The organism is Chrysiogenes arsenatis DSM 11915 (assembly GCF_000469585.1).
GTDB lineage: Bacteria > Chrysiogenota > Chrysiogenetes > Chrysiogenales > Chrysiogenaceae > Chrysiogenes > Chrysiogenes arsenatis.
The window spans coordinates 94276-114838 of the sequence record NZ_AWNK01000010.1; the positions used below are offsets into that span (position 1 = coordinate 94276).

The window sequence follows — 20563 nt, forward strand, 5'->3', positions numbered from 1 at the left end:
TGGCTTTTAATTACGGTGTTATCTAATGCCGATGGGAGAAATGGTGAGCTTCGATAGCTAAGAGTTGATCGAGCGGGAGTGGCCGGTAGATGCCAAAACCTTGTGCGTAGTCAATTCCCATGGCGCGTACGCGCTCAAGCACTTCGTCGTTTTCGACACATTCGGCAACGGTTTTCAGTCCGAGCCCATGCGCCATCTGTTGCAGGGCGCTGACGGCCTGACTCGACGCATTGCTGGACAGCATTCCCATAACCAGTGAGCCGTCAAATTTGACGACTTCCAGCAAGCCGCGTTCGGCCATTTGCACGACCATGCTCATGCTGGAATATCCGGAACCAAAATCGTCGAGTGCGAGGCGGATGTGGTGATGGTGATGGAGGTAGTCGACGACGTCCATGCTGGTCAGTAGTGATTGTTCGGTAATTTCAAAGAGTACGCGGATCTGACTGCGCTGGGCGGCGGCGGTAAAATTGCGTAGTTCGGTAATGTATTCGCTGGAACGGAGTGAGATCGGGTGGACGTTGACAAAAAGGCTCGGGCAGCGCGTAGCCAGTTGTTCAAAGTCTTGGGTGATGCGGCGCAAGACCAGAGTGTCAAAATTGACCATCGCGCCCATGCCGGCGATCATATCCATGTAGCGCCCTGGGCTGACGTGGTTGCCGTTATCCTGAATGCGGGCAAGGATTTCCACTTGTTCTATGCGACCTGTTTGCGTGTTGATAATTGGTTGGTAAAATACGGTGAAAAGCTCTTCGCGAAAGGCTTCAATCAGGTATTCGCGATCACAATGATGCCGCTCCAACCCTTTCAGAAAGTCGCCAAGGTCATTTGGGTCGATCCAGACATGGTTAGCCGAAGTGTGGGCGGAACGCTGGGCAAGGTATTGCCAGAGTGTTTGCAGTTCATCGGGGAGGTCGTGAAGTTTGGCATCGAGTATGAGCGAGCCGGAAACGAGTCGAAACGGGATGGGTGTTTGTCGAAAACGGATTTCCTGTGTAGTTAGTGCGTTGACGATATGTTCGCGCAGAGGCATAAAAATATCGTCACTCATCCCAATAAAGGCAATAATAAAGAGCGAGCCGGTGCGGATATACACGATTTTTCCGCCACCGCAACCGTGCAGGAGTTTATCGATACGCATTTCGAGATGTTCTAGGAGATGGTCGCCTGCTTCGGCACCCCAGAGGGCAGCTATCGGTTCGTAATCGACAACATTGACGACCATAAGACCCACTTGCCCTTCATTGCTGAGTTGACGCGTTAGGAATTGCTGAAAGCGCGGGCGCGAGTTTTCGTAGTACAGGACAAAGAAGTTACTGAATTTACGAATGGCGGCATAAAACGCATCTTGCATGCGGCGGTAGCCAAGGAGCGCAACCAGATAATCGTCGCTACGGAGGGCTTCAAAGAGTTCCCCTGCAAGACGATGGCATTGCAGGTGGTATTCCCAGAATTCTTCGGCCATGGAGTCTTCGCTGATCAAAAAGCGCATATCCGCACGTTGTACTAAGGCGCAAAAACCACAAGTGTAGTCTTGCTGGGGCAGGGATTGTGTGTCGGCTGCTTGCAAGATGTCGATGACGTGGGCGCGAATGTCGCTCATCCATTCGAGAAGCGACATATAAAATTTGGTGTAGGAAAAGGTTGATATGAGCGAAAGGTCGTAATCTTCTGGTGCTTGCGCTTGGTGAAGGAGGAGTGAGTGGGAGAGTTTTTCGAGGGCGAGCTGCAGAATGGAGCACCAGCGCGATCCGCCACATTTTCCGATTGCGGGGCCGCCAAGTACCCGTTCGACGGTGCGGTTCCACGCCATCACGTCGGAGATAGGAACATTATATTCGGTAAGCAATGTAGCGCACTGATCAAAAAGATGTGCCGCTGCTTTGGCATCACCATCGTGCAGGGTTTCGAGTACGTGTAGGTAGGTGCGGAGGATTTCGGTGGCGGCTTCTTCGTCAAGGCCAGCACGAACCTGCGCCTTAATCCAGCGCTGCAGAGGTATGCTATCGACAAGCTTTTGCGCTTGTGCTTGGCGGAATGGGTTGCGTTGGACTGGGGGAGTTATCATGAAAATCCTCCAAAATGATCGATCATTCATAAACGAACTTATGGCGCAAAGCAATACCGGAAAGATATCTGAATGTATTTTCACACTTGCCTTTCGCAGGCGAATTCGCTAGTTTGAGCGGCATGTGGTTTGCTAGCGTAGTTCGTGATGTTGTTGCAACCCTGTTTATTGTATCTGAATCAGAAGGGCTTTCTGTTCATCGGAAATTATTGCCGCACTGATTCGCGTACTGTTTGTACATGAAAGAAATCAACCATTGTTTTTAAGAGGAACACATTGAAAAAGCACCACCAGTATGATGCCGATCGTCAACCGGCAAATGTTTCGCACGATTATTATTCGCGTGTCGACCAATATCCGTCGCACATTGGGTATTCGCGCCCCGCATCCACGCAGACGCCGTCACCATCACGTCCAAAGCCAGCACCAAATCCCAATCGGAACACATCAAAGCCCAAAACTGCTGCGGTAGCGCCTGTCCCGCAATCAAGAGGTCAGAACTTGCAGGCTGGCGAGATTACCCGCATTGGGAATAAAGGGTTTGGCTTTATTCGCTGTAAAGAGTCGGGCGATGAGGTCTTCTTTAAAACAGAGCGTTTCGAAGGGGAAGCTCCTCCTTTCGTGGGGCAAAAAGTTCGCTTTGCCATGCAAGAGGGGAATCGCGGGAAATTTGCCCGTATCGTTTACCCAGCGTAAAAAATAGCTGACAAATCTCCATGTTTTTCTATAATTTGTTGTGGTAACAGGGAACATATGGTTTGAGGCACTCTATTTGCATTGAGGAAATGTAGGAAATCATTTCTTCATTCCTTAGGAGGACTCCAATGATTACAGCCACCTCGCTCCATCAAATATCAAATTCTACGAATGCTGCGACGACCAATCGCGACGACTCGGTTAAGTCTGGCGCTCCCGCACGCGGCTTGGCAAAAACATTGGCGAACGCGGTGCGTGATCGCGCGGAACTGACGAGTGTTGCCAGTGCAGGCAACGAGGCGCATCGTCCGCTTTCGGCGAGTCGGGTGTTTGATCTCCTGACAGGGCAGGGTGGCGGCTCGCAAGGTGTTTTCAGTCAGTATTTGACAGAGATTGATCAACGTCAGATAACCTTCCCGCCCAAACAGGCGCCTGAGTCGGTATACCGCGCATGGAAAGATGCGACTTCTCAAGCTGACGGCGATACCGTTGCCGCGATAGAAGAAGACCTGAAATTCGATCAGGTTATGGAGATGTTCCGCAGCCATAAGCCAAGTGCTATTATTGGTGCGAGTAAGCAAGAGGATGAGAAGAAAAATCCGTATCAACAAGAAGCTACGCGGGCTTTCGTGGAGGCAACGCAACGCACTGTGGAGCGCTATTCTGCCGTTGAAAGTTATACCGAGAATGATTCCATGATCACGCGGAAAACCGTATTAGAATCCTTTCAACTTTCGGTACAGAAGCTCGGATTTTAAGGTTTCATCCTCCGCTCAACGCAAAAAGCCCGATGACTCTGGCCATCGGGCTTTTTGCGTTGTTTCGTTAGTCAATAACGTTATTCAGTGCTTCCAGTAGTTCCGCAAGCTCGATGCCGTGAGCACCAGCGCCCTGCGAAATGTTTTCGAATCTGGCCGCTGCGCAGCCTAAACAGCCGAGGCCAAAGCTGGCGAAAACTTCAACGGTCTGTGGATATTGTTGTACAACATCCATAATTCCCATATCTGGGGTAATTTTTTGCTGTGACATGCGAAAAGCCTCCTTGGTAACTTCAAAGGGTATCTTAATTGTGCAATTTATTGAGTGTCAAATACTTTTTCCGGCCAACTGCCAATTGACACCACTTTGATACTTCGAGTACCATAGGTCTATTCTATCGACAGGAGTATCGATGAACATTGGCGAAGTTTACGCCCTGCTGGTTTCTGAGGTTGCCCGTATTGAACAGGAAATTCAGGGAAATCTCCACTCGCGGGTCGCGCGAGTAAAAGAAATAGGCGAATATATTTTCAGCAGCGGTGGCAAGCGGCTCCGCCCACTTCTTGTGTTGCTCGCATGCAAGCAGTGTGAGGGGAATGTTGATCGAGCTATCCGCATTGGCGGTGTTGTGGAGTACATTCATACTGCAACCCTTTTGCACGATGATGTTATTGACGAAGCAAGTTTGCGGCGTGGCCGCCACTCGGCAAACTTTACATTTGGTAACCCNNCCGTCATTTTAGTTGGCGACTATCTCTATTCGAAAGCTTTTGAAGTGTTGGTCGCAGATGGCGATCCCCGCATTCAGCGGACACTTTCCAAGGTCACAACTTTGATGAGTGAAGGCGAAGTGTTTCAGTTAGTCAAATCGTTTGATTTTGGCATCTCGCTTGAGGATTACTTCAATATTATCGAGCACAAGACCGCCATTCTGATTGCGGCTTGCGCGCAATGCGGTGGCTATACGGGCAACGCGGATGAAGCAACGGCGCAGGCGCTCTGGGATTACGGCTACAATCTTGGTATGGCTTTTCAGATCATCGACGATATTCTCGACTACATGGGCGACACGGGGACACTTGGCAAGAGCATTGGCACTGACCTACGTGAAGGGAAGATGACCATCCCGCTCCTGAAGCTTCGCGATGCGGCAGACCACGACGAACGCACACAACTGCAGGCTATTGTTGAACGGCATGAACCGCCGACGAGTGAAGAACTGGCTTTTGTTATTCGGCTCATGGAGCAATATGATATTCGGCAGCACTCTTTAGCCGTTGGTCAGAAATTTATTGATGCGTCGCGCGAAGCAGCGGAAAAACTGAGTAACAACATGTACCGCACGGCGATGCTGTCGGTATGTGATTACGTTTTGGAACGCCAGCGCTAAGTGCCTGTTGAGGCGGGTTGAACGGAAAAAACTACTCACAGAAGGGGTAAAGTATGCACACGGTAGAAAACAAAAATGACATTGCCGTCATCACCATTGGCGAAGATCTCAACAATCCGAAGTCGAATATGGCGTTCAATGATTTTATGAAAAAAGTCTACGAAGAGCACAAACCACGCAATCTTGTCTTGTCGTTTGCGAACGTTGTATTCATTGATAGTTCTGGTATTAAAGAGATAATTCTTGCTCATCGCCACCAACAAAACGTTGGCGGCGTTTTAGCGTGCGTTGATATGAGCCCGTCGTTACGTGAGCTTTTTGAAATGGTTCGGCTTGATAAGGTATTCAAGATTTTCCCTGACCGCGAATCAATGGAAAAAACGCTGTTGGGGGATCTTTGAGTTTTATTCTCGCATCGGCATCACCTCGGCGCTCCCAGCTCTTACAATCACTTGGCTGGGAGTTTGTCGTTCGTCCATCGCATGTTGCCGAAACAACGGAACGAACCGATCCGGCTGATATTGTAGTGGAACTCGCGGCGCGCAAAGCGCAGGCCGTTATACGGGACAGTGACAGCTGGATTCTTGGCGCGGATACAATTGTGGTACTTGACAATCGTATTCTGGAAAAGCCTGCCGACCGTACAGAAAATCGTGAAATGTTGCGTGCCCTTTCCGGTAGAACGCATACCGTGTATGGTGGTATCGCGCTGGTTTGTCCCCGCGAAAACCGCACGTGGATAGAAACCGTTGCGACGCAGGTGACGTTTCACGATTTGAGCGATGCCATGATTGAATGGTACGTTGAGTCGGGCAGTGGTCTTGATAAGGCAGGCGGTTATGGCATACAGGATCGCTCATCCATCTTTGTTGCTTCGATCACAGGATGTTATGACAATGTGGTTGGTTTAAGCCGTAATCGACTGTACGCTATGGCATGTCAGTCTGGCTTGTTGCGATGGATGGAACACGGGAGAGTCGGTTGCGCATTGTAGGAGGAAGCCGCAAAGGGCTACAGGTTTTGTGCCCGTCGGGTGATAGCGTCCGGCCGACGACTGACTTAATGCGCGAAAGCCTGTTTAATATCTTAGGGCAGCAATTGAAAGACCTGACGTTTCTGGATCTTTTTAGCGGCACTGGCGCGGTCGCGATAGAAGCTGCCAGCCGTGGAGCACGTGTGATGGCCGTAGAAAATCATCGTCTGGCTGTGCGCTATCTCCGCAAAAACATTCAAAACAGTACCTTACCAATCGAACTCAGCAATATGGATGCGTTAAACTTTCTACAAAGTAGTACGCAGCAATACGATATTATTTTTGCCGATCCCCCGTATGATGCCAACTACTACCAGCCGATACTCGAAATAGTCAGTCGTCAGCGACTCCTGAGCGATATCGGTGTGCTCATTCTTGAGCACCGCACGCTTGAGGAAGTGCGCGGCATTGCCCCGTTAACCCTCTATAAAAACCGGAAGTATGGAAACAAGATGTTTAGCTTTTTGCAAATGGAATCGGAGCTGGTATGACGTGTGCAGTCTACCCGGGGACATTTGATCCCATCACCATTGGACATCTGGATATCATCGAACGTGGTGCTACCATGTTTGATGAATTGATTGTTGCTGTTGCCAGCAACGATCGCAAGCACCCACGCATTTCACACGCCGATCGCATCGATTTGATCCGCGAGAGCGTTTCTCACCTGCCAAATGTAACCGTTGAAGGATTATCGAAGCTGCTCATTGACTATCTGACCGAACGTCAGATATCTTATGTTATTCGCGGATTGCGGGCGGTGAGCGACTTTGAATACGAGTTGCAAATGGCGCTTATGAATCGGCAAATGTACCCTGAACTTGAGACCATTTTTTTAATGCCTCGTCAGGAGTACATTTTCCTTTCTTCCAGTATGGTGCGCGAAATCGGCTACCTTGGAGGAGATTTCAGCAAGTTTGTCCCGCACAGCGTATATGATCGCATTCGTGAATTTTTGATCAAATCCTGAGGAGGAAGTCCCATGAAAGAACGTCTTTCCGACCGCGTTAACTCGATTCAGCCCTCACCGACCATTGCCATCACAACGAAAGCCAATCAAATGAAAGCTGACGGCCTGAACGTTATTGGTTTTGGCGCTGGTGAACCCGACTTTGACACGCCTGACCACATCAAATATGCCGCTATCGCCGGCCTTGTTAAAGGGAACACGAAATACACGCCAGCCGATGGCATGGTGGCACTCAAAGACGCCATCATTCATAAGTTCAAGCGTGATAACGGCTTGACTTTTGCCCGCAACCAAATCACCGTCAACGTGGGGGCCAAGCACACCCTGTTCAACATCTATATGGCGCTTTTGAACCCTGGTGACGAAGTCATCATCCCTGCGCCATACTGGGTCAGCTACCCTGACATGGCGCTGATGTGCGATGCCGTACCGGTGTTCGTTGACACTCGTGAAGAAGACAACTTCAGCATGACGCCTGACATGCTCGAAAAAGCGATCACTCCGAAAACCAAATTCGTAGTGCTGAATAACCCATCAAATCCGACTGGTGCCGGTTATAGTAAAGAGGCGCTCGAAGCTCTTGCTGCCGTTATCGTGAAGCACGACCTGATTTGCATCAGCGACGAAATCTATGAAAAGCTTACCTACGGTGATTTCAAATTCGTCTCTATCGCGTCACTTGGCGAAGAAATCCGCAAGCGGACGATTATCGTCAATGGTCTTTCCAAAGAGTGGGCCATGACCGGCTGGCGCATTGGTTACGCGGCTGGTGATCCTGCCATCATCAGCGCGATTGGCAAAATTCAGTCGCAATCTACTACGAATCCGACCAGCTTTGCGCAGGATGGTGCGATTGCCGCGCTGCTTGGACCGCAGGAAAAAATCCAAGAATTCGTGAAGGCGTTTGATGAGCGCCGCACGTACATTGTGGAGCGCTTCAATACCATTCCAGGCCTTTCGTGCATTTATCCAAATGGAGCCTTCTACGTGTTCCCGAACATTGCGAAAATCTTCGGCAAAAAAACCGCCGAAGGCAAAGTGATTAAAGACTCTTCTGATTTTGCCGATTACCTCTTGGCAGAAGCGCTGGTTGCAATCGTTCCGGGTATCGCCTTTGGTGCCGAAGGGTTTATGCGTCTGAGCTATGCTATGTCGATGAAAGCTATCATCGAAGGGATGGATCGGATTGAGGCTGCAGTTCGCAAGCTGAGCTAATGTTCCTAATTCGCCGCAGATAAACCGGAGTGGGGATACCCCTGCTCCGGTTTTTTGCGCCAGAGGAATCACCCCTCCGCATTGCTATTCTAGAAGGAGCATACGTTTTCATGTCATTTTCTTTCTCTGTTTCCCACCGCTCGGGCGAAGCTCGCGCGGGAATGCTCACGACGCCGCACGGCACAATTCAGACACCGATTTTCATGCCGGTCGGTACGCGCGCAACGGTAAAAACACTCACTCCTGATGAACTCGAAGGCCTTGGCGCGCAGATCATTTTGGGCAATACCTACCATTTATATCTGCGGCCAGGCCACGAGCTGGTGCGTGAGTTTGATGGCTTACACGGCTTTATGCGGTGGCAAAAGCCGATACTGACGGACAGTGGTGGGTATCAGGTTTTTAGCCTCGGCAAGACGCGAAAAATTACCGAAGCGGGGGTTGAATTTCGCTCGCATATTGATGGCAGTAAGCATTTGATTACGCCGGAAAAGTCTATCGAAATTCAAATGGCGCTCGGGGCGGATATTATGATGGTGTTTGACGAGTGTCCACCAAGCGACGCGCCGCGCGACTATCTGGAAAAAAGCTTAGCTATGACGCTTCGCTGGGCGCAGCGGAGCCGCGATACCTGGCGTGATCGGGAAAAACAAGCTCTGTTCGGGATTATCCAGGGTGGACTTCACTGCGATTTACGCTTACAATCCCTCGGTTCTTTGGTGGAAATGGATTTTCCGGGCTATGCGATTGGCGGACTCAGCGTTGGTGAGCCACCAGCCGAGATGTACCGCATCACGGAATATCTTGCGCCGCACATGCCTGCCGATCGTCCCCGCTATCTGATGGGGGTTGGAACGCCCGAAGATCTTGTCACCTGCATTGGACACGGGGTCGATATGTTCGACTGTGTCATGCCGACGCGCAATGCTCGCAACGGCACGCTCTTTACCAATTTTGGCAAACTCAATATTAAGAAAGCAGAGTATGCGTGTGATCACGAGCCGATTGACGCGCTGTGTGACTGTTATACCTGCCGGAATTTCAGTCGCGGCTATTTGCGTCACTTGTTTGTGAGTGGCGAAATTCTCGGTCTGCGACTGAATACCATTCACAACCTTTATTACTACTTGACATTGGTCAGAAGGGCGCGGGCAGCGATTGAGTCCGGAATCTTTGAGTCATTCCAAAAAGAGTTTTTCGCAATGCGCAAATGATTATAAATAAATAACTTGCCGTCGTGCTCAAAAGTTGGGCAAGTTAAGTCAGCAGGCTACAGTGGTGGGTTTCCACAGCGAAATCCACAGGAATTCACAGAGTTATCAACATTTTTGTTAAAAACCCGTACAAGGAGTTATGTATGAATCAGTTGTCGGCCATTCTTCCCTTAGTCCTCATGTTCGCTATTTTTTACTTCCTGATTATCCGCCCGCAGCAGAAGCAAGCCAAGGCGCATAAGTTAATGATCGAAAACCTGCAAGTCGGTGACGAAATTGTCAGCGCCGGTGGTTTTTTCGGGCACGTGACTCGCGTGGAGAGCGATGCCATCCACGTCAAGCTCGGTCAGAATATGGAAGTAAAACTTCGTCGTGCGAATGTTTCGGAAGTGGTCAAAAAAGCCACTCACGTGGCGGAGTAGTTCGGTAGAGTATGAAAACCACCCTGATAAGTAAGATTATCCTGATTCTGGCAGTGGTCGGGCTTGCGTTGTATTCGGCGCTTCCTCTTTCTGAGCGGATCAACCTCGGGCTCGACTTGCAGGGTGGTATGCACCTTGCGTTGGAAGTTGATACCGAAAAAGCCCTCGAAGGGAAGCTCGACGTAATCGTCAATGCCTTCCGTGCGGACTTGAATAATGCCAAATTGGTTGTCGGGGCGGTTGAACGTTCTGGCAATCAGGTCAGTGTTGCTTTGCCCTATGCGCAAGAAAAAGAGTCTGTTCGTAAATATTTTGAGCGCCATTACGATGCCCTTGAAGTGGTACGTGAAGAAAGCAACCTGCTGGTTTTCGCCTATCCGGATGTTGAAGCTGAGCGATTAAAAACGCTTGCTGTTTCGCAGGCTTTGGAAACCATCCGTAATCGTATTGACCAATTCGGCGTAGCGGAACCGACTATTCAGAAGCAGGGAGCCAACCGGATCATTGTCGAACTCCCTGGCGTGAAAGATCCTGACCGCGCGACGGAGCTGATTGGTCGTACGGCGGTGTTAGAATTTAAAATGGTGAATGAATCCGTGTCGCCGCAGGATGCCGCGGCCGGCTTTTTGCCGGACGACATGATGCTTGCCTATCAGCGTGTGCTGGATCCAGAAACGGGACAAGAGGTGGGGCGCACTCCGTATGTTTTGACCAAAGTCACACCACTCTCCGGCAACCGCTTGGTTGATGCCGAAGTCCGCATTAACAGCGAACGAGGCGATCCGTATGTCGGGATTAAATTTGATCCTGAAGGGGCGCGTATTTTTGCCGACCTCACGGCGCGCAATGTTGGCAACCGCATGGCGATTGTCCTCGATGGGAACGTCTATTCGGCTCCAGTGATTAACGAACGGATCGGTGGCGGTGAGGCCTCTATCAGTGGCCGTTTTACGATGGAAGATGCGCGCGACCTCGCGATTGTGCTCCGTTCTGGGAGCCTGCCCGCGCCCGTTGAAATCATTGAAAACCGGACAGTTGGGCCAACTCTCGGCCAAGATTCGATTGACAAAGGGGTACGCGCCGGACTGAGTGGCCTTGTTCTCGTACTCCTCTTTATGATTTTCTACTATCGCCTTTCGGGTGTGATTGCCAACCTTGCACTGATCGTGAACGTCATTATTCTGCTGGGAATGTTGGCTTATTTTGGGGCGACGTTAACCTTGCCAGGGATTGCGGGAATTATCCTGACAATCGGTATGGCCGTTGATGCAAACGTTCTGATTTTTGAACGGATTCGCGAGGAGCTTCGCAAAGGGGCGACGCCGCGTAATGCGATTCAGGCTGGCTATGACAAAGTTTTTAGTACGATTTTTGATTCGAACATCACCACGCTGATTGCGGCGATGGTGCTGTTCCAATTTGGTTCTGGTCCAGTCAAGGGGTTTGCTATTACGCTGAGCATCGGTCTTCTCGCCAGTATGTTTACGGCGATTGTCTGTACACGAGTTGTGTATGAGGTCGCTTTGGCGTATCGCCCGATCAAGAAACTCAGTGTGTAGGGGGATAGAGTGAAGAAATTTGAATTTGCTACTATTCCATTTATGGGGATGCGCTGGATTGCCGTGAGTGTTGCTGTGCTGCTGGTGCTCTGTTCGTTGGTGCTGCTTGCGACACGCGGGCTGAATTACGGTATTGATTTTACTGGTGGATCTTTGGTGCAATTGCAATTCAAAGAGCCAACGCCGATTGAAGATATTCGTGCGAACTTGTCCCAAGAAGGATTTGGCGATAGCGAAATTCAGGAATATGGTTCGCCACGTGACATTCTGGTTCGTGCGCCACAGTTTGACGAAAAGAATGCCAATGCGGTGACCAATGCGATTAAGAGTCGCATCGAAAGTGCCTATGGTGACAAGGTTGAAGTGTTACGCATCGAAACCGTAGGGCCGAAAATCGGTGGCGAGCTCCGTCAGCAAGCGCTTTACGCTGTTCTTTATTCATTAGTCGCAATTGTTTGCTATATTTGGTGGCGCTTTGAATTAAAGTTTGGTTTGGCAGCGATCATTGCGCTGGTGCACGACGTGATTATCACGATGGGGATGTTTAGTCTGACGGGAATACAGTTTTCGCTCGCCGCGCTGGCGGCAGTGTTGACCGTCGTAGGCTATTCACTGAACGATACGATTGTTATCTTTGACCGTATTCGAGAAAATCTGGTTGTCAATGAGGGCGAGGAGAAGAAACCTATTATAACGATTCTCAATGAATCGATCACGCAGACATTGTCGCGGACGATTATTACAGGTGGTACCACCTTGTTTGTGGTGTTGACTCTGTTCTTCTTTGGTGGTGAAGTCCTGAGTGGTTTTGCATTTGCGCTGATCATTGGGGTTATTATCGGAACGTTTTCTTCGATCTTTATTGCCACCGTGCTGCTGGTCTATTGGCAACCAGCTTACGATGAGCCGCATCTGAAAAAGCTGAACGAAAAGCCAGAGGAAGTCGTATGACGATCGACCCAGGATATCTCGCGATATTCCTGGGAGTTGGCCTTACAACCGGTTTTTTGGCGGCTCTGCTTGGGATTGGTGGCGGGGTGATTTATGTCCCCGTCATCATTTACCTGTTACCGATCGCTGACGGAATGGCGGGTACGGGGACGGCGGAGTATATGAAAACAGGGATTACGACTTCTTTGGTGGTCGTTTTCTTTGCCGCAATTTCAAGCTCTTTTGCCAACCTTCGGGCGCGCAATGTTCATTTTCCATTGCTGCGCCGTGCGCTTGTTGCGGGAACTGTTGGTGCACTCGCGGGAGCTTTTTTTGGAGCACTTGCGCCAGCGTTGCTGCTGAAAAAGCTTTTTGGCGCATTTCAGCTCTACATCGGCACACGACTGTTGCAGTCAGCAAAACGGCAGGATCATGCGGCGGGGAATGAAGACCTTGCTTGGAAGAAAGTACTTCCCATAGGGACGTTTAACGGATTTATCACCTCTACATTCGGCATTGGTGGCGGCCTTTTCAGCGTACCGGCGTTTAACTATTACTGTCGTGTCCCATTGGTAAAGTGCATCGGAACGTCGAGTAATCTGATATTGGTGAATGCGTTATTTGGCATTATGGGATATCTATTTAGTATCTTGATTACTGCGGAAAGTTATATCCGCTGGGATATCGCGGCGGTTATAGCAGTTGGGAGCATGCTCAGCGCGCCACTGGGCATAAAAGTGCTTCCGAAAATTCAGCCGACGTTGTTTAAGCGGGGATTTGCACTGCTGGTGCTCGTTTCGGCGGCTAATCTACTGTTGCGGTGATATTTGCAAATTTGAGAGACGAGAGTAAGGAGGCATGTATGGCTCTGGCAAAAGACATTATGACAACGAATCCGATTGTGGTTAGCGACACTCTTTCGATTCAGGATGCGGCGCGTTTGTTGCTGGAAAAGAATATTTCCGGCGCTCCGGTTGTTGACGATACGGGGAAAATGGTTGGCATTATCACAAAAAAAGATATTGTTGATACGGTTCGGGAAATGAAACTGCCGCGCTTGATTAACATTTTTGATGCGATCATCTACCTCGAAAGTGCCGAAGAGTATAATCATGAACTCAATAAAATGGCGGCAGTATGCGTCAGCGATGCCATGACAAAAAAAGTCATCACGGTTTCGCCTGATATGGAACTGCCCCGTTTAGCCTCGCTCCTTTCGGAGCATCACATTAACATGGTTCCCGTCACGCACGGCGAAGGAAAATTGCTGGGGATTGTCAGCACGACCGATGTTCTGAAAGCAGTCGCATATGGAAGTAATCAGTCGTAGTCCGGAAGAAACCGCTGCTTTTGCCGCGCAACTGGCAAACCGTTTGCGCCCTCCGGTGTTACTGTTGCTGGAGGGTGACCTTGGTGCCGGAAAGACCACCTTTGCCAAAGGGTTTGCGGCGGCACTTGGTATCGACGCACGGAACGTGACTTCGCCTACCTACACGCTCATGAACGAGTATGTTGGGGAAAATGGCCGCTTGTGTCACTGTGACTTATACCGTTTGCAAAGCGCCGACGATTTTTATGCGACCGGAATCGAAGAAAGTTTTGCCGGAGCCTATACGCTGGTCGAATGGCCAGATCGGCTCCCACATGAAATTACCGATGAAATTCAAACGTTGCGGCTGGAATTTGCCGTAAATCCGCATTCAGATGAGCGGTGTATAACGCTCAGCGAACCTTTTCAGGTGGAGCGGTGAGTGATAAAAGGGCTTTTTCAATTAAAAGGTGGGGCTGGCGATCGCGATATTCAGCTGGTCAAAGCCAACATTCCACTCCTCAAAAAAGTGGCAGAGGCGAAAGAATCACTGGATGTGTTTCTGGGGGATATCCTTGCCTATAAAGCCTTCGGCAAACTGGGCAAAGAGGCTCCATTGCGCAGCTCGGCTGCAGATAGCGTTAACGAAGAAAATCTGACGCTCGATATCGATTACGTCTACCCCAAAACTCCGGTCTATAAAAGTAATAAAGTCGTTGTTCTGTTTGAGTTTGAAGGGAAAATGTATCTCTTTGAATCGACAATAGCGCATGTTGATCGTGCGGCAGAATCCATTACGCTGGATCTCCCTGTCAAAATTGAACTCAACGAAAAGCGCACGGCTTTTCGTGTTAATACTTCCCGTTACAATATCAAAGTAAGCTTGAAGAATATTACCCAGACAGAAAAAGGGCAGTCCGAAGGGAAGATTGCTACTGTTGAGTATGTTGGCAAGGCATTCGACCTTTCCGATAGAGGGTTACTCTTTATGGCGCTTGTCCCAATGACGGTTGCTGTCAATGATATTGTGCATATTCAGTTTAGTCTGCCACCTCGCGCAAATCTTGTTGGTGGCGCAGTCGATACGCTTGGCCGTGTGGCACACGTCCGCAGCCTCAATCGCTTTTGCGGTATCGAATTGCTTTCCGCCGAGCAGACGGCAAAAACACCGTTTGCCAAAGCGTATCCTTATTCTTTGTCGGGCGAAAATCGCACGGCACTGGGGCGCTTCTGTCGCGCGGTGAACATTGAAAATCTTCAGAAGGAAAAGTTTCTTGACCTCGGGGAAAAGAATATCGAAGAAGAGGAAAAGGTAGATATCATTATTCTTGGTGATCGCAAAAACCGTTATTATAACAACGATGTGTTTGACCGTGCGTTCCAGAAACACTTTTTAGCTGGCGAGTCAAAGATCATTGAATACCTGCGCACGCACCACGAAAGCGCTGTTGTGTACGATAACACTGCCGATAAAGACGAAGCTGGCATTGAGATGAGTTGGAACGATCTCGTAAAAACGCTCCGTTCTTCAAAAATGATGAACCGGATTTATATCCTTGATAACAGTGAAATTGATGAGCTGAAAAAGGCCAAACTCAAAGCCTTCCGCGTTTTTTATTGTCACACGTCAAGCATGCGCCATCCGAGCGATTTCATTTCCCTCCTTAACGGTCGTGGATAACTCCCCGTGTCACTCTATGAATATCCTCCCTACGAACAAAAAGTTATTCGTGAACTCAAACTCTGGCACGTTGCGGGCAGTGAATCGGCATTGCTTGATGTGCTGCACCGTATTGGCACTCCGGTGCGGGCAGCACTGCGCCACGTGTCGCCTGCTACGCGTTCGCTAGGTGATCAGATTGGCGTAGCTGTCATGCGAGGATTTCAGGAATGGAGCAATCAGCCATTTGAGTTTGATGCGCTCTATCCGCCGCTGCACGCGTTGGGATATACGGCGGACGGCATCCATGATATTGCGCTGACGCTGACGCTGGAACAGTGCGATCGGTTGGCGGTAGAATGCACACACGAGCACCTTGGGTATGCTACCCTGTCTGGTAGTGCCGGAGGGATGATGGGATTACCTGGTATTGTTGCCGATGCCGTGGCGTTTTTGGCGATCAACTACCGGATGTTGCGCCTCATGGCGGCGTGCTATGGGTTTGATCCGCGCGATGAGCGGGTCGCGACGCTGTTGCTCGGCATTATGGCGCTTGGTGGAAAAAATGATGTCAATGATGCCGAAAACACCTCGCCAGCGTTCGATGCGATGGCATCAAAAGTAGGCTGTTATTTTTTAGTCAAGCAACTTGCCATGGGGCTCAATCGGAGTGGTGGCGCGCTCAGCGCACAACTTCTCAGCCGCTTTGCGGGGCGTTTTGCCGGAGTGATCAGTTCTAAAGTGGCCGATGGTGCCTTGGGCAAAGCGCTCCCACTGGTTTCGATAGCGATTGGTGGCGCTGTCGGGTACACTTTTACCGAGCATAATTTTGTGCATGGAACGAATTTGCTGCGGGAGCAATATTTGGAGCGCAAATACGGCTTTGATATGCTGTGGCAACAATCGAAATAAGGAGATGGCTATGCAGGTTGCAATCATTGGAGGCACAGGATTTGTCGGAAGCCACGTGACCCGTGCGGTGCTGGATGCAGGGCATACCGTTTCGTTGCTGGTTCGTTCGACTGGCACCAAAGTGCCCGCCGGAGTCACTTCGTTTGTTGGCGATATCAGTGACACCGATTCGCTTGCTCGCCTCTGTCAAGGGGCCGATGCCGTAATCTATCTCGTGGGCATTATTCGTGAGTTCCCGCCAGTAGTGACGTATAAGACGTCGCATGTGTACGGGGTGATCAACACTATCAGCGCCATGAAGCGGTGTGGTGTGACACGCTTGTTGCATATGTCGGCACTCGGCTCAGAGTTTGAAAGCCCAAGCGGATATTTACGCACGAAGTACGATGCCGAAATTATTGTGCGTCAGAGCAGCCTTACGGAAACTATTTTCAAACCCAGCGTGATTTTTGGCCCAGGTGACGGCTTTATCAACCTTCTGCGCAGGCTCACCAAGTTGCCTATCGTTCCCATGATTGGCGATGGACATTATCCTCTCCAGCCCGTCAGTGTCTATGATATTGCGGCTGGATTCGCGGCGGCGCTCACCACTCCGGCGATGGAAGGGAAGTGTTACGAGATTGGCGGGCCGACGGTGTATGCGTACCGCGACTTGCTGGATACCGTTGCCCGCTTACAGGGGAAAGGGGTGCCACTGAAAGTTCCGCAACCAATCGCGCTGATGCGTTTATTGGCGACACTGTTCGGCAAATTTGCCTTTTTTCCGCTGACGACGGATCAGTTGTATATGCTACAAAAAGGATCACAAACCGTTGATATGCGGATGTTTGAAGACGCGGGCATTGCTCCGCAGTCGCTGGAAAGTCGCTTTGCGACCGATTATACATAGGAGCTACTACCCATGGAAAATACTCATCGACCATTAAAGTTGGTAACGACTATCGTGCGGGTGGAGCTGAGTGAAGCTGTGATTGCGGCCATAGGGGAAATTGGTGTCGATGGCTGGTCGGCTACTCGTGGGCGTGGCACCAGTCAGCGGAGTTACGCCGAGTTCTTCGGTATGCGCATTGAGCCGATGAAAGAAATTATTTACACAATTGTTACGGCAGACCTAGCGCTTGATGTGGTTGCCGCCGTGCGTATTGCCGCAGCGCTTGATGTTCCAGGGAACGGGGTATGTTTTGTGACGGACATTGAACACGCAGTTGGCGTATAGGGTTTAATCTATGCGTCTTCTTTGGGGTTGTGTTTGCGCCGGAAAAACCGATTACGACGCTTCTTGGGGGGAGTTTTCTCTTCAGGATGGTCTGGCAGTTCGCAATATCCTCTTTCCGCATCAGCTACCACGTCTTTGCGGTGTTTGGTGAGCACCCGTTTGAGTCGGGCAATGTTTTCTTTGGGAACAAGGATGAAGAGCAGGTCATTGCTTTGGATGACGGTGTGTCCGGTCGGTGTGGTGATGTTGTCTTCGCGGATAATGGCATTGATCAGCGTCCCTTTCGGGAGAAGCAGATCGCGAATTTGTTTACCGACGATGTCATCATCTTCGTTCACGATGTACTCAATAATATCGGCATTGGCGGTGCCGAGTGAGAGAAGCTCGATAGTGTGTTTCTGTTGTTTTTTGCCTGGCGATTCAAACCCGAGCCATTTCGCGAGCGGTGATATGGTCGCGCCTTGAACAAGTGTTGAAGTGAGAACAATAAAGAAGACTACGTTAAAGAAACTCTGGCTGTGTTCGACTCCAGCCAACATTGGATAGGTCGCGAGAATAATTGGTACCGCACCCTTCAGACCTGACCATGAAAGGAAGGTAAATTCCTTAAAGTTAAAATGAAACGGGATAAGACTAATATATACCCCAATTGGGCGGGCGACGAGCGTGAGGACAACCGAGAGTAGTAAACCGACTACCAAAAACTCTTCAAACATCTCTTGTGGTGCAACCATCAGACCCAGCATGATAAACATGAGGATCTGCATCATCCAAGCAAGCCCTTCGTTAAAGCGGAAAATGGCGTGACGGTAGGGGACGTCGGAGTTGCCGATGACCAAAGCGAGAATGTAGACCGCCAGAAAGCCGCTGGCATTTATGAGCGCGCTGGCACTAAAGACGAAAAAGGCAAATCCCAATCCCAAAACGGGATAGAGTCCACCTGAGTCCAGGCGAATACGGTTGAGTACCCAGACGGCGAAGCGTCCAAACGCGTATCCTGCTATCCCACCAACTCCCATTTGCCAGAAAAATTGTGGTATCAGGCTGAGCAGTTCGGCCTTTTCCGACAGGATCAGCTGGATAAATCCCAGCGTGAGGAAGACGGCCATGGGATCGTTGGTACCCGATTCTGCTTCCAACGTGCGCGCGAGATTTTCCTGAATGTTTTTGCCACTCAACACCGAAAACACGGCAGCGGCGTCGGTGGAACCGACGATGGAGCCGAGCAAAAGCGCTTCAAGCCAGCCGATAGGCAGAATCAGCTTGGCCGCGATACCAACAATACCTGCGGTCACTACTACGCCGACCGTAGCTAGACTGAGCGCCGGTGCCATAACTTTACGCACGGCATCCCATTTGGTCTGCATACCGCCGTCGAAGAGAATGATAACAAGAGCAACCGTCCCAAAAAGCTGGGCAAGGAATGGGTCGGAGAAATTGATAAGCTTAAGACCGTCACTTCCCGCGATCATCCCAAAGCCGATAAACAGTACCAGCGCAGGTACACCGTAGCGGGTGGCAAAGCGTGTCGCAATGACGCTGATAATGGCGAGCAGAGCAAACAGCACCAGATAGTAGTTAGTATGAAAAATTTCTGGAATACCTGTGGAAAAAAGTATTTCGAGCATGGATGTTGCCCTCTCAGCGTTCTCTAACGTGGTACAAACGCCATCCGTTGCGTTTTTATGTGGCAATGATGGCGCCAGAATGTACCATAAGGAAAAGACGCATGGGATATTTTTATGCATTTATCTTGAATTTTCTCTCTTTGAAAACAGCTTGCAACCTTCGGTGGAAAGTATAGGATGCGCGCCAGCCATTGGTATCAATGGTGAGATACGGTGATGCTTGAGGTTTGTATGTTGCTGGCTCTGGCTTCAATTATTATTGGTTTAGCATTGTTAGTGTGGAGTGCGGACAAGTTTGTGGTTGGTTCGGCGGCAGCAGCGCGGTATTTTGGGATTTCCCCGTTGGTCATTGGTATGGTGATTGTGGGCTTTGGAACGTCAGCACCGGAAATGGTGGTTTCGGCCTTGGCGGCTTTTCAAGGGAATCCAGGGATTGCGTTGGGGAATGCTTTTGGCTCGAATATAACCAATATCGCGTTGATTCTCGGCATCACTGCGCTTATCAGTCCGATTGCGGTGCATTCGCAAGTATTGCGTAAAGAGTTGCCTCTCCTTACTGGGATAACATTTTTCGCTGTTTACCTCTTGTTTGATCTTGAGATTACCCGTATTGACGCGCTCTTACTGCTCGGTGTTTTTGCGCTCATAATGGTGTGGACGTTCCGGCAGGGAGCGCAAAGTAGTAGTGATGCGCTCAATCAGGAAATGTCGGAAGCGCTGCAGGAAAATCGCCTTTCATTGAAGGCGTCAGTGGTATGGATGATTATTGGACTGGTTGTGCTCATTCTTAGCTCCCGTTTGCTTGTCTGGGGAGCTGTCACCATTGCACGTGACTTGGGTGTGAGCGATCTGATCATCGGCTTGACTATCATTGCTGTTGGCACTTCGTTGCCAGAATTGGCATCTTCCGTGATTGCTGCCCGCAAAGGGGAGCACGATATTGCGTTGGGCAATATTATCGGTTCCAACATTTTCAACACCCTCGCCGTGGTGGGTATCGCTGGTGTGATTCAACCGATGGCGGTTGATGCCGAGATCCTGCATCGCGATTTGCCGGTGATGGTAGGATTAACACTGGCATTGTTTGTGATTGGCTTTGGCTGGAAGCGTGCTGGTCGAATCAATCGGCTTGAAGGGAGCATGCTGCTGGCATGTTATCTTGGATATACGGTGTATCTGGTGACAAGTGTTCTTGGGTAATGATGTACTGAAAAGTACTGTTTGTCGCTTGTACTGCCGAGGGAGGATGGCGCATGTCGTGGTTCATTTTGGTTGTCGCGGGGCTGCTTGAGGTCGTTTGGGCTGTAGGGTTGAAATACACGGAAGGATTTACGCGCCTTTGGCCATCGCTGTGGACATTATTCGCACTTGTGGCAAGTTTCGTTTTACTTGGGATTGCGATGAAGTCGCTCCCAGTTGGAACCGCTTATAGCGTGTGGGTTGGCATCGGAGCCGCAGGAACGGTCGTTCTCGGTATCTACCTGTTTGGTGAACCGATAAATACCCTACGGCTTGTCAGTGTTGGTTTGATTCTGTTAGGGGTTGCTGGGCTTAAACTGGCTACTCCATCATAAAATGAAAT

At 50.1% G+C, this 20563-nt stretch carries 24 protein-coding genes; 21 read left to right on the forward strand and 3 right to left on the reverse strand.

What is annotated here, in order from left to right:
- Positions 1 to 22 precede the first annotated feature (22 nt).
- Positions 23 to 2068: an EAL domain-containing protein gene (locus P304_RS0108625; protein ID WP_027390216.1), complete on the reverse strand. Its 2046-nt coding sequence runs from the start codon at positions 2066 to 2068 to the stop codon at positions 23 to 25.
- A gap of 276 nt (positions 2069 to 2344) precedes the next feature.
- On the opposite strand from P304_RS0108625, the gene P304_RS17345 reads away from it, so the two are divergent.
- Together P304_RS17345 and P304_RS0108640 are read left to right on the forward strand one after the other, a co-directional pair.
- The gene (locus tag P304_RS17345) at positions 2345 to 2764 is read left to right on the forward strand and encodes a cold shock domain-containing protein (RefSeq protein WP_027390217.1); all 420 of its coding nucleotides are present in this window, start codon (positions 2345 to 2347) and stop codon (positions 2762 to 2764) included.
- Between the two features lie 128 nt (positions 2765 to 2892).
- The gene (locus tag P304_RS0108640; protein WP_027390218.1) at positions 2893 to 3522 is read left to right on the forward strand and encodes a hypothetical protein; all 630 of its coding nucleotides are present in this window, start codon (positions 2893 to 2895) and stop codon (positions 3520 to 3522) included.
- A 67-nt stretch (positions 3523 to 3589) separates the two neighbouring features.
- Here P304_RS0108640 and P304_RS0108645 read toward each other — a convergent pair whose 3' ends face one another.
- Positions 3590 to 3793 (reverse strand): DUF1858 domain-containing protein, encoded by a 204-nt coding sequence (locus tag P304_RS0108645; protein WP_027390219.1) that lies wholly within the window; start codon positions 3791 to 3793, stop codon positions 3590 to 3592.
- 142 nt (positions 3794 to 3935) lie between these two features.
- Between P304_RS0108645 and P304_RS0108650 the strand changes: the two genes are divergently transcribed.
- The 17 genes from P304_RS0108650 (at position 3936) to P304_RS0108730 (ending at position 17353) form a co-directional block, all read left to right on the forward strand.
- A complete protein-coding gene (locus P304_RS0108650; RefSeq protein ID WP_027390220.1) occupies positions 3936 to 4913 on the forward strand; it encodes a polyprenyl synthetase family protein in 978 nt (325 codons plus the stop codon).
- A gap of 53 nt (positions 4914 to 4966) precedes the next feature.
- Positions 4967 to 5314, forward strand: a complete 348-nt coding sequence (locus P304_RS0108655; protein ID WP_027390221.1) for an STAS domain-containing protein — start codon at positions 4967 to 4969, stop codon at positions 5312 to 5314.
- Positions 5311 to 5907: a Maf family protein gene (locus tag P304_RS14800; RefSeq protein ID WP_051321549.1), complete on the forward strand. Its 597-nt coding sequence runs from the start codon at positions 5311 to 5313 to the stop codon at positions 5905 to 5907. Before P304_RS0108655 ends, P304_RS14800 begins: the two co-directional genes overlap by 4 nt.
- On the forward strand, positions 5895 to 6437 hold the full coding sequence (gene rsmD / locus P304_RS0108665; protein WP_027390222.1) for a 16S rRNA (guanine(966)-N(2))-methyltransferase RsmD: 543 nt from the start codon (positions 5895 to 5897) through the stop codon (positions 6435 to 6437). The genes P304_RS14800 and rsmD overlap by 13 nt, the downstream gene beginning before the upstream one ends.
- Positions 6434 to 6916, forward strand: a complete 483-nt coding sequence (gene coaD / locus P304_RS0108670; RefSeq protein WP_027390223.1) for a pantetheine-phosphate adenylyltransferase — start codon at positions 6434 to 6436, stop codon at positions 6914 to 6916. Before rsmD ends, coaD begins: the two co-directional genes overlap by 4 nt.
- Positions 6917 to 6928: 12 nt before the next feature.
- The gene (locus P304_RS0108675) at positions 6929 to 8131 is read left to right on the forward strand and encodes a pyridoxal phosphate-dependent aminotransferase (protein ID WP_027390224.1); all 1203 of its coding nucleotides are present in this window, start codon (positions 6929 to 6931) and stop codon (positions 8129 to 8131) included.
- Between the two features lie 110 nt (positions 8132 to 8241).
- Positions 8242 to 9345, forward strand: a complete 1104-nt coding sequence (gene tgt / locus P304_RS0108680) for a tRNA guanosine(34) transglycosylase Tgt (RefSeq protein ID WP_027390225.1) — start codon at positions 8242 to 8244, stop codon at positions 9343 to 9345.
- A gap of 143 nt (positions 9346 to 9488) precedes the next feature.
- Positions 9489 to 9767 carry a preprotein translocase subunit YajC gene (gene yajC / locus P304_RS0108685; protein ID WP_051321550.1) on the forward strand — a complete coding sequence of 93 codons (279 nt, stop codon included), beginning with the start codon at positions 9489 to 9491 and terminating at the stop codon, positions 9765 to 9767.
- An 11-nt stretch (positions 9768 to 9778) separates the two neighbouring features.
- Positions 9779 to 11326, forward strand: a complete 1548-nt coding sequence (gene secD / locus P304_RS0108690) for a protein translocase subunit SecD (RefSeq protein ID WP_027390227.1) — start codon at positions 9779 to 9781, stop codon at positions 11324 to 11326.
- Between the two features lie 9 nt (positions 11327 to 11335).
- Positions 11336 to 12277, forward strand: a complete 942-nt coding sequence (gene secF, locus P304_RS0108695) for a protein translocase subunit SecF (RefSeq protein WP_027390228.1) — start codon at positions 11336 to 11338, stop codon at positions 12275 to 12277.
- Positions 12274 to 13080 (forward strand): sulfite exporter TauE/SafE family protein, encoded by an 807-nt coding sequence (locus P304_RS0108700; protein WP_027390229.1) that lies wholly within the window; start codon positions 12274 to 12276, stop codon positions 13078 to 13080. The genes secF and P304_RS0108700 overlap by 4 nt, the downstream gene beginning before the upstream one ends.
- A 38-nt stretch (positions 13081 to 13118) precedes the next feature.
- Positions 13119 to 13586 carry a CBS domain-containing protein gene (locus tag P304_RS0108705; protein WP_027390230.1) on the forward strand — a complete coding sequence of 156 codons (468 nt, stop codon included), beginning with the start codon at positions 13119 to 13121 and terminating at the stop codon, positions 13584 to 13586.
- Positions 13567 to 14007 carry a tRNA (adenosine(37)-N6)-threonylcarbamoyltransferase complex ATPase subunit type 1 TsaE gene (gene tsaE / locus P304_RS0108710; protein WP_027390231.1) on the forward strand — a complete coding sequence of 147 codons (441 nt, stop codon included), beginning with the start codon at positions 13567 to 13569 and terminating at the stop codon, positions 14005 to 14007. Before P304_RS0108705 ends, tsaE begins: the two co-directional genes overlap by 20 nt.
- Positions 14008 to 15246: a hypothetical protein gene (locus tag P304_RS0108715; protein WP_027390232.1), complete on the forward strand. Its 1239-nt coding sequence runs from the start codon at positions 14008 to 14010 to the stop codon at positions 15244 to 15246.
- Between the two features lie 6 nt (positions 15247 to 15252).
- Entirely contained in the window at positions 15253 to 16137 is an 885-nt protein-coding gene (locus P304_RS0108720) for an EcsC family protein (RefSeq protein WP_027390233.1), read from the forward strand.
- A gap of 10 nt (positions 16138 to 16147) precedes the next feature.
- Positions 16148 to 17026: a complex I NDUFA9 subunit family protein gene (locus P304_RS0108725; RefSeq protein ID WP_027390234.1), complete on the forward strand. Its 879-nt coding sequence runs from the start codon at positions 16148 to 16150 to the stop codon at positions 17024 to 17026.
- 12 nt (positions 17027 to 17038) lie between these two features.
- Complete coding sequence (locus tag P304_RS0108730; RefSeq protein WP_027390235.1) at positions 17039 to 17353, forward strand: P-II family nitrogen regulator; 315 nt, start codon at positions 17039 to 17041, stop codon at positions 17351 to 17353.
- Positions 17354 to 17361: 8 nt separating this feature from the next.
- Here the strand turns inward: P304_RS0108730 and P304_RS14805 are convergent, their stop codons facing one another.
- Entirely contained in the window at positions 17362 to 18981 is a 1620-nt protein-coding gene (locus P304_RS14805; RefSeq protein ID WP_084417644.1) for a potassium/proton antiporter, read from the reverse strand.
- Positions 18982 to 19212: 231 nt separating this feature from the next.
- Here P304_RS14805 and P304_RS0108745 point away from each other — a divergent pair, with 231 nt between their 5' ends.
- Together P304_RS0108745 and sugE are read left to right on the forward strand one after the other, a co-directional pair.
- Complete coding sequence (locus tag P304_RS0108745; RefSeq protein ID WP_027390237.1) at positions 19213 to 20181, forward strand: calcium/sodium antiporter; 969 nt, start codon at positions 19213 to 19215, stop codon at positions 20179 to 20181.
- A gap of 53 nt (positions 20182 to 20234) precedes the next feature.
- On the forward strand, positions 20235 to 20555 hold the full coding sequence (sugE, locus tag P304_RS0108750) for a quaternary ammonium compound efflux SMR transporter SugE (protein ID WP_027390238.1): 321 nt from the start codon (positions 20235 to 20237) through the stop codon (positions 20553 to 20555).
- Positions 20556 to 20563: the final 8 nt, after the last annotated feature.

Bases quoted from the DNA above. Each gene is read 5' to 3' on its own strand.
- P304_RS0108625 (WP_027390216.1), bottom strand. From the start codon at position 2,068: ATGATAACTCCCCCAGTCCAACGCAACCCATTCCGCCAAGCACAAGCG.
- P304_RS0108640 (WP_027390218.1), top strand. From the start codon at position 2,893: ATGATTACAGCCACCTCGCTCCATCAAATATCAAATTCTACGAATGCT.
- P304_RS0108645 (WP_027390219.1), bottom strand. From the start codon at position 3,793: ATGTCACAGCAAAAAATTACCCCAGATATGGGAATTATGGATGTTGTA.
- P304_RS0108655 (WP_027390221.1), top strand. From the start codon at position 4,967: ATGCACACGGTAGAAAACAAAAATGACATTGCCGTCATCACCATTGGC.
- coaD (WP_027390223.1), top strand. From the start codon at position 6,434: ATGACGTGTGCAGTCTACCCGGGGACATTTGATCCCATCACCATTGGA.
- P304_RS0108675 (WP_027390224.1), top strand. From the start codon at position 6,929: ATGAAAGAACGTCTTTCCGACCGCGTTAACTCGATTCAGCCCTCACCG.
- tgt (WP_027390225.1), top strand. From the start codon at position 8,242: ATGTCATTTTCTTTCTCTGTTTCCCACCGCTCGGGCGAAGCTCGCGCG.
- yajC (WP_051321550.1), top strand. From the start codon at position 9,489: ATGAATCAGTTGTCGGCCATTCTTCCCTTAGTCCTCATGTTCGCTATT.
- secD (WP_027390227.1), top strand. From the start codon at position 9,779: ATGAAAACCACCCTGATAAGTAAGATTATCCTGATTCTGGCAGTGGTC.
- P304_RS0108700 (WP_027390229.1), top strand. From the start codon at position 12,274: ATGACGATCGACCCAGGATATCTCGCGATATTCCTGGGAGTTGGCCTT.
- P304_RS0108705 (WP_027390230.1), top strand. From the start codon at position 13,119: ATGGCTCTGGCAAAAGACATTATGACAACGAATCCGATTGTGGTTAGC.
- tsaE (WP_027390231.1), top strand. From the start codon at position 13,567: ATGGAAGTAATCAGTCGTAGTCCGGAAGAAACCGCTGCTTTTGCCGCG.
- P304_RS0108725 (WP_027390234.1), top strand. From the start codon at position 16,148: ATGCAGGTTGCAATCATTGGAGGCACAGGATTTGTCGGAAGCCACGTG.
- P304_RS0108730 (WP_027390235.1), top strand. From the start codon at position 17,039: ATGGAAAATACTCATCGACCATTAAAGTTGGTAACGACTATCGTGCGG.
- P304_RS14805 (WP_084417644.1), bottom strand. From the start codon at position 18,981: ATGCTCGAAATACTTTTTTCCACAGGTATTCCAGAAATTTTTCATACT.
- P304_RS0108745 (WP_027390237.1), top strand. From the start codon at position 19,213: ATGTTGCTGGCTCTGGCTTCAATTATTATTGGTTTAGCATTGTTAGTG.
- sugE (WP_027390238.1), top strand. From the start codon at position 20,235: ATGTCGTGGTTCATTTTGGTTGTCGCGGGGCTGCTTGAGGTCGTTTGG.